Below are 6,892 nucleotides of genomic sequence, written 5' to 3'. Positions count from 1 at the left end.
TTTACCCTTGTTGACCCCATTTAGTTTGGGGTACTGAGAGATACTGTCAATCATCTGAATACCATTACCATCGAGTGCATAAAGCACTTCACTTTTTGGAATGGCTTTTTTGAGCATTTGCATATTGTCCAATAGCGTATCAAGATTTTGACTATTGGCATGGGCAGTATGAGAAATATTGCTACTCATAATATAGCACAGATAGGTTCTCGCTTTCTCTTTTATATCTCTGTACTCTTTTATCTCTTTGATTATCATTTAGCTCCTTTAGTAGACATCTTTCAAAACTAGGAACCGATGGTTTTAGCCCAATGCCAATGAATTAAGCTTTTTTTGAACCAAATAGTTCGGGTGTAAACACGCCGATTCCAAAAATGCGAATTGCATATAAGGAAACGATGGCTTCAGCCTCGCTAATTCATTGGCATTGGGTTTTAGCCTCGTAATATTCGGGACTAAAGTCTTCGATTCTAAAGAAGTCTAGTTTTTAACTATAAGATAGGTTAAAGTAGCTTAAAAATAACTTAAATTCTATTTAGTAATCTGCAATCGTCCAGAACTTTTAGACTCTTTTTCATCTGAAAATCTATGAGTTCTTACTTTTGTGTTATCTTTTCTATGATTTGAATCTCTGTGACTTGAATCTCTGTGACTTGAATCTCTGTGACTTGAATCTCTGTGACTGCTGGGGCTTCTATCTGAGAATCTATGGTCTCTTACTCTAGCATTATCTCTTTGATAGCTTCTGCGAGAGGAGTCTCTATAGTGGTGGTTGTCGTCTCTACGGTAACTATCCCTTCTATAATTATCTCTTCTATAACTATCTCGTTGATACTCATTGTAGTAGTCAGTTCTAACATTGTCTCTGTAGTGGCCGCGGTCTCTATCTCTAGGGTAGTATCGCTCTTCGTAGTAGTGACCACGGACTATCACATCAGGTTCTCTGTATCGGTGTTCTCTATTCCAATGATTATGACGATGATGCCTATAGGTTCGACGGTGGTTATGGCGAGGTGCAAAGTTCCCTCTTATATATAATCTATCACGGTAGGTGTATCCTGAGTCATACTCAAAATATATATTGTTGAAAAAGTATCCACTTCTATCAAAAAAACCAAAGTAGAATCCATCATTGTTATAGTATCCTCTACTGTTATAATCAAAATCTCTATATCGTTTGTTATATTTGTGATGGTCTTTTTTGAACTTTTTTGCTTTTTTGACTTTTGGTTTTTGGTTTTTTTTGAGTTCATAGCTTTTGTCCCCACCACCAATTTGTGTACCCAAGCTTATACTTGTATCTGCTATAAGCGGTGCTGTAGCCAATATGGATGTAATAAGTAGAGTCTTTAGCATGTAGTATCCTTTATCATTAATATAAATATTTAAGTTTTATAATAGTTAAAATTTGTGTAGTATTTGTTGTTGATTAGACTTCTTTCAAAACTCATTTGGAATCGGAGACTTTAGTCCCGAATATGACGAGGCTAAAGCCCAATGTCAATAAATTAAGCTTTTTTTGAACCAAATAGTTCGGGTGTAAACACGCCGATTCCGAAAATGCAAATTGCATATAAGGAAACGATGGCTTCAGCCTAGCTAATTCATTGGCATTGGGCTAAAGCCATCGGTTCCTAGTTTTGAAAGAAGTCTATTAAGTAATTTATAGTATGCTTCTGTTTATGAAAATAGCAAGTATAGATGTAGGACTAAAACGAATCGGTGTGGCTCTTAGCTTGGATGCGAATATCGTATTTCCACAAGATGCGATATTGCGTAAAAATCGCAATCAAGCAGCCAGAGATGTCAAAGCTTTTTTGGTTGAGTGGGAGATAGAACAACTGGTGGTTGGATTGCCAAAGGGTGGCTCTAGTGAAGAGGAGATGGAGAGACGGATAAAACATTTTGTCTCTCTGTTGGAGTTAGAAAATATAGAGGTGGCTTATCAGGATGAGTATGGATCTTCTGTTGAGGCAAAAGAGATAACTAAAGGGGTCTTTAGACATAAAAAAGATGGAAAGATTGACTCTATGGCTGCTAAAATTATATTGGAGAGATGGTTAGGTATATGAAAATTTGGTCTATTAAAAAAATTATAAAAGAGGTTGTTATTACTCTTTTGATGCTATTTGTTGTATCTATGGCTTTGAACTATCTGCGTAAGCCCGATACTGATACAGTTTTGCCTGATATTAAAGCTCTGTCGATTTCTGGGGATGAGATAGCTTTTGTTGGTGATGGCACCAAGCCTACAGTGATACATTTTTGGGCGACTTGGTGTCCTACTTGTAAGATAGAGGCTCCAAACTTGGAGAGCATAAAGGGTGAAGTACATCTTGTTAGCGTGGCTGTTAACTCTGGAACTGATAGTGAGTTGAGAGCGTTTATGGAGGAGAGAGGTTATACCTATGCTGTTGTCAATGATAAAGAGGGCAAACTCAGAGAGAAATTTGATGTGGGGGCGTTCCCTACAACATTTATCTATGATGCTAATGGGACTCTGCAGTTTTCAGAAGTGGGATATAGCACAACTCTTGGGCTTAAAGCAAGATTAAGTTTAATACGATAAAAAACTTTTAATACTGTTCTTAACCCTATATAGTATAATTTTGACATGAAAAAGATTATTTTACTACTTATACTAACTATGGGGTTGCTAGATGCAACTGAATACCGTTTGATACATCTAAAAAAAGGTGCAAAATTAAATGTAAGAGAGATACCAGTTGTAAACTCTCGTACAGCTGTTGGAACACTGCCTTCTAATGCGATTGGTATCACAATCAGAGAGTGTAAATACAACAAACAGGGCAGAGAGTGGTGCTATATCTCTTATCCTATAGGTGGAAAACATATCGAGGGTTGGATTAGTCGCTACTATCTGGAACCAATGGATGAGTGGTTTGCTTCAAAGCTCTATATCAAAAATTTTTTGCGAAACTACTATATGGCTGATGAGGAGAACTTTTTAGATAAGCTAAATGTTTTTTACCATTTTCCGATGCAACAGTATATGTGGAAAAAGAGTGTAAGCCACATGCAGTTGCGTTCCAAAAAAGTCTCTTTTTATAAAAAATGGCCTAAACGAAGCTACAACATGACATATATGAAGATTTTGAAACGCAAAGATACCTATATAGATGTACAGACCACAGTTAGATGGAAATTTAAAAACTATAAAGATGATGAGTCAGGTAAAGATATTCAGAAGATACGGCTAGTTCATGATGGAGAGCAGTTTCAGGTACTTGCTATCAAGAATTTAAAACATACCGTTTTCCCTAAAAAGATAGAGCACAACACAACGACTGTGGATACAAATCAGACGATTACAGCAGATGCTGATAAGAAATTTTATATTAAAATCGGAAGTTTTTTTAGGCAACCCAATGATGAGTATTTCCTAAATATAGGTCGCAATGGTTTTACTTATGTTCAATTGGAAGATAAAGACCAAGATGGAAATATGGTGAAACGGATATATATTGGACCTTATGAGACAACTGAACAAGCTATGGCACTGCTTGAAAAAGTGAGGTCTAGTATTAATAAAAATGCTTATATCCAGAGTTTTTAACTTGATGTCTTTTCATTCCCTTCATCTACCAAAAACTGGTCAACTGCAGATAGACATCTTGGTAATCTGGTGTATTTTTACCATCATATGTATCCCTATAGACTAGATTGACCACCAATGGTAGAGCTAGATTTCCTCTCTTCCATGACTCTATACCACTCCATGAGAGTGAAGTTTTCCACTGATTGACATGACCACTGGTATGAGTCTCCAGAGCCGTTGTATCCGTTCCTTTAGATGAGCTATAGTTATCGGAATCTTTTTCGGCACGATACCAATTAAGTGCTGTTCTCCAATTGCCCCATGTTTTACCCAAACCTATATCATAGATTCGATAGTCTCCCAAATCTCGTGTTAGGCTCTCTTTGCTACTTTTTGGTGCTAACATCTTCCCTTGCTCAGGAACTCTTTTGGTCACTCTCCCCTCAAGCTCTATCCCATACTCAAATCTGCTATATAGGTCAAAACCATAAGCTAACTCTTTGAGGTACTCTGCTTGTAGTCGAATTGTTGAGCTACCACTGCTTATGGTGGTGTCTATGAGTCTGTCTGGGTCACCCTCTTGAATACCAAAACGATAGCCTGAACTTAACATAAGCGAAGAGTCATCTGTAGAGTAGGCATTCCAAAGCAGACCAATCGTAGGGTCAGCAAAACCACTGATATTTCTAGTCTCCAAAGGTTTATATCCATATTTACTAGCCAGTATCTCTTGCATTTGGGCTGTTGTTATAGGAGTGATACCATTTTCTATAGGAAGATAAGGAAGATTTGTTACCGAAGCAGGTTCTGTACTATTGAACAGTGGATTAAGTCCAAGATTTCCACCACCCACCGAGAAATTAATGCTTTTTCGTATATCACGATATGGAATAATTGCACCAATAGTCAATTTATCAGTAATCCCATAACCTGTGGTCAGCTCAAAATATTTTGAATCTATCGCCACATCAAGATTGGTTTGCCCCAGTGATGCCCCTGCACCATACATAGCAAGTTGTGGGAAAATATCTTGATTTAGATTGACTCCATCAAGTTCTGAACCGAGTTTAACATGCTCTCCACTGTTAGTATAGAACATCTTTGCTGTTTTGCTCTGTGCTTCAAATCGTACTGCCCAATGCCCTTTGGGAGCCAAATTGGACAGAGCATGTTGATTAAAGGTGCTTAGTTCTTGGGTTGCAAACAGTGGGGTAATGGTACTTAGTAGCAGTATTTTTTTTACGATAATAAACTTCTTATTTTTTAGGATGTTATTTTGTTGCTATAATTGGTTTTAACACTTGATATATCAATATTTAATAGCGATTTGAAATATTTTTATTTGCAATATTTAGGGTACCCACAAGGGGCACCCCTACAAAAAACATTTAAATGACAATACAAATGTAGTTCCTCTATCAAAACTAAACTCAATATGGCTAGATTTTAGCTTTTTAGCAAACTGTTTAACCATTTTTAACCCAAATCCATCACTCTGTTCATTTGGTAAAAAACCTAAGCCGTTATCTTTTATAGTCACAATTATATCACTATTTTGCTTTTTAAAAGAGAAGTAGATATGACAACTCTCCTGTTGGTGGTGATGTTTCACAGCATTGGTTAGCACCTCATTGACAATAACAGCCAGTGCCATAGCTGAATCCATCTCTAAAATGCAATGGTCTATCTCTTTGTCTATACGAATATTCTGTCTGCTATATATCTGTTCTGTCCCCTCTATGATTTTTAGCAGATACTCTTCACTGCGTATCTCTGAATAGGTATTGGAGTCCAACAGATACTGATGTACCAACGACATCGATTTGATACGATTAATCATCTCTAAAAGAGCCTGTTCATGTTCATCATTTTTTTTACGGGAAGCTTCAATCCAAAGAAGCCCTATCACCATCTGAAAGTTGTTTTTGACTCGATGATAGACCTCTCTTAACAGCAACTCTTTCTCTTTGAGTAGGCTTCTGATTTTGGTGGTTCTTGCTTTGACTTTTGCTTCTAGCAGTTGCTCATTTTTCGCTTTTATGGTGATAATCTCATTTTGAATTTTATGAAAACGGTTTGCCAACACAAAAGAGAAAAAGACTATCTCAAAATATGAACCGTAGACAAACGCGTAGTGATTAATGTCACTGTTGGCTATAAAGCCTTGTGTCATCAAAGAGAGGGTTAGCATAGAGACCATATAGGTAACCAGAGCGATAATATAATACTTAACCTCGGTATGCCCTTTGATAAACACATAGATAGAGGCGTAGATGAGAAGAGGAGTCAAGAGTGTTGTACCTTTGGTTACTATATTGAACCATGGGTCATAATCCAGTATAATCAGTGGTATGGTAAGCATCAAGAGTATTGATACACCATTTAAAACTTTGTCAATACGAGGGAGATAAAATCGTGTATCTAAAAATTTGGTTGAAAAGAGAATGAAAAATATGCTAAATAGAGGCACCGATATATTTAACTCTTTTATCCACGGAACCAAATCGATATGATAGGTTAATCCTGAATAGGCTAAAACATAAACAGCCGTAAAAAAGATGTACCCCACATAGTAGATATAGATGCTATCCTTAAGTGTAATAAAAAGAAAAAGGGTAAAAATTAGAATAAAAAAGAGTGTACCAAAATAGAAGAGATAGAGCAGATGGTCACCAAAAATATTGTGAGATAAAAATGCCTGTTGGGTGAATATTTTAAACTCACCATAACTCACCCCTTTGCTTTGAGGTTTGGTATGAAACTGGATGTAAAATGTTTTATGACTCTGTGGTTTTACTGTAAAATTAAACGATGGGTTGATGTCCTTTTTATCACCATTTTTTAAAAACAGTGCCAGTCCACTTGTCTCTTTTTTCCAACTCTTTTGATACTTTTCATAAAAGTTAACTTCATTAAAAAATGACTCGGTTAAATAGAAGATAAAATCTCTGTTTGGACTTTGGTTATGAAGCGTTAACTTGAACCAAATATCTCCTGTTATATATCCAAATGTAAATTTATTGGATGTTTTTTTATCAAATTTTATATTTTGGATGGCGTTGATATTTAGTTTTTGCTCTTTGTCATAATGATATTGTAGTGAGAAGTTGTCTAGTTGTTCTGTGTTATATTTTAGAGTGGTTTCTGCAAAGGAGAGGCTTATTAAAGAGATTAGAATTAATACAAATCTTGTTATCTGTTTTACCTTTTGAAACCTTTTTACTAATTATTATATTGTAAACTTAGTGGTGGTTTATTCTTGTTAAAAATTCTAACTATATCAATCATACCTTTTTCTAAATTTATCTTATAAATTATTGTATAACCTTTATA

The 6,892-nt window shown here is 35.9% G+C and carries 6 protein-coding genes and 2 pseudogenes; 3 read left to right on the top strand and 5 right to left on the bottom strand.

Annotation, left to right across the window (positions count from 1 at the left end):
* Together GSY74_RS03305 and GSY74_RS03300 are read right to left on the bottom strand one after the other, a co-directional pair.
* Positions 1-258: pseudogene (locus GSY74_RS03305) on the bottom strand (hypothetical protein); the annotation flags it as partial.
* A 273-nt stretch (positions 259-531) separates the two neighbouring features.
* Positions 532-1,356, bottom strand: coding sequence for a hypothetical protein (locus tag GSY74_RS03300; protein ID WP_164663686.1), 825 nt, complete (start codon positions 1,354-1,356; stop codon positions 532-534).
* Between the two features lie 326 nt (positions 1,357-1,682).
* On the opposite strand from GSY74_RS03300, the gene ruvX reads away from it, so the two are divergent.
* Genes ruvX through GSY74_RS03285 form a run of 3 tightly spaced genes read left to right on the top strand, consistent with a single transcriptional unit; the run spans position 1,683 to position 3,577 of the window.
* Entirely contained in the window at positions 1,683-2,072 is a 390-nt protein-coding gene (gene ruvX / locus GSY74_RS03295; RefSeq protein WP_164663685.1) for a Holliday junction resolvase RuvX, read from the top strand.
* Positions 2,069-2,569, top strand: coding sequence for a redoxin domain-containing protein (locus GSY74_RS03290; RefSeq protein ID WP_164663684.1), 501 nt, complete (start codon positions 2,069-2,071; stop codon positions 2,567-2,569). Before ruvX ends, GSY74_RS03290 begins: the two co-directional genes overlap by 4 nt.
* A 45-nt stretch (positions 2,570-2,614) precedes the next feature.
* Complete coding sequence (locus tag GSY74_RS03285) at positions 2,615-3,577, top strand: SH3 domain-containing protein (protein WP_164663683.1); 963 nt, start codon at positions 2,615-2,617, stop codon at positions 3,575-3,577.
* A 25-nt stretch (positions 3,578-3,602) separates the two neighbouring features.
* Here the strand turns inward: GSY74_RS03285 and GSY74_RS03280 are convergent, their stop codons facing one another.
* The 3 genes and pseudogenes from GSY74_RS03280 to GSY74_RS11005 all read right to left on the bottom strand — a co-directional run.
* On the bottom strand, positions 3,603-4,715 hold the full coding sequence (locus tag GSY74_RS03280; RefSeq protein WP_164663682.1) for a hypothetical protein: 1,113 nt from the start codon (positions 4,713-4,715) through the stop codon (positions 3,603-3,605).
* 219 nt (positions 4,716-4,934) lie between these two features.
* Positions 4,935-6,293, bottom strand: coding sequence for a 7TM diverse intracellular signaling domain-containing protein (locus GSY74_RS03275; protein ID WP_164663681.1), 1,359 nt, complete (start codon positions 6,291-6,293; stop codon positions 4,935-4,937).
* A 27-nt stretch (positions 6,294-6,320) separates the two neighbouring features.
* Positions 6,321-6,722 (bottom strand): annotated as a pseudogene (locus tag GSY74_RS11005) (7TM-DISM domain-containing protein); the annotation flags it as partial.
* Positions 6,723-6,892 lie beyond the last annotated feature (170 nt).

The organism is Sulfurovum sp. bin170 (assembly GCF_010892395.1).
Classification (GTDB): Bacteria; Campylobacterota; Campylobacteria; order Campylobacterales; family Sulfurovaceae; genus UBA1140.
This window is presented reverse-complemented; position numbering and strand designations above follow the sequence as displayed.

Excerpts from the sequence above, each read along its gene's own strand:
- GSY74_RS03285 (WP_164663683.1), top strand. The coding sequence starts at position 2,615 with ATGAAAAAGATTATTTTACTACTTATACTAACTATGGGGTTGCTAGAT.
- ruvX (WP_164663685.1), top strand. The coding sequence starts at position 1,683 with ATGAAAATAGCAAGTATAGATGTAGGACTAAAACGAATCGGTGTGGCT.
- GSY74_RS03300 (WP_164663686.1), bottom strand. The coding sequence starts at position 1,356 with ATGCTAAAGACTCTACTTATTACATCCATATTGGCTACAGCACCGCTT.
- GSY74_RS03290 (WP_164663684.1), top strand. The coding sequence starts at position 2,069 with ATGAAAATTTGGTCTATTAAAAAAATTATAAAAGAGGTTGTTATTACT.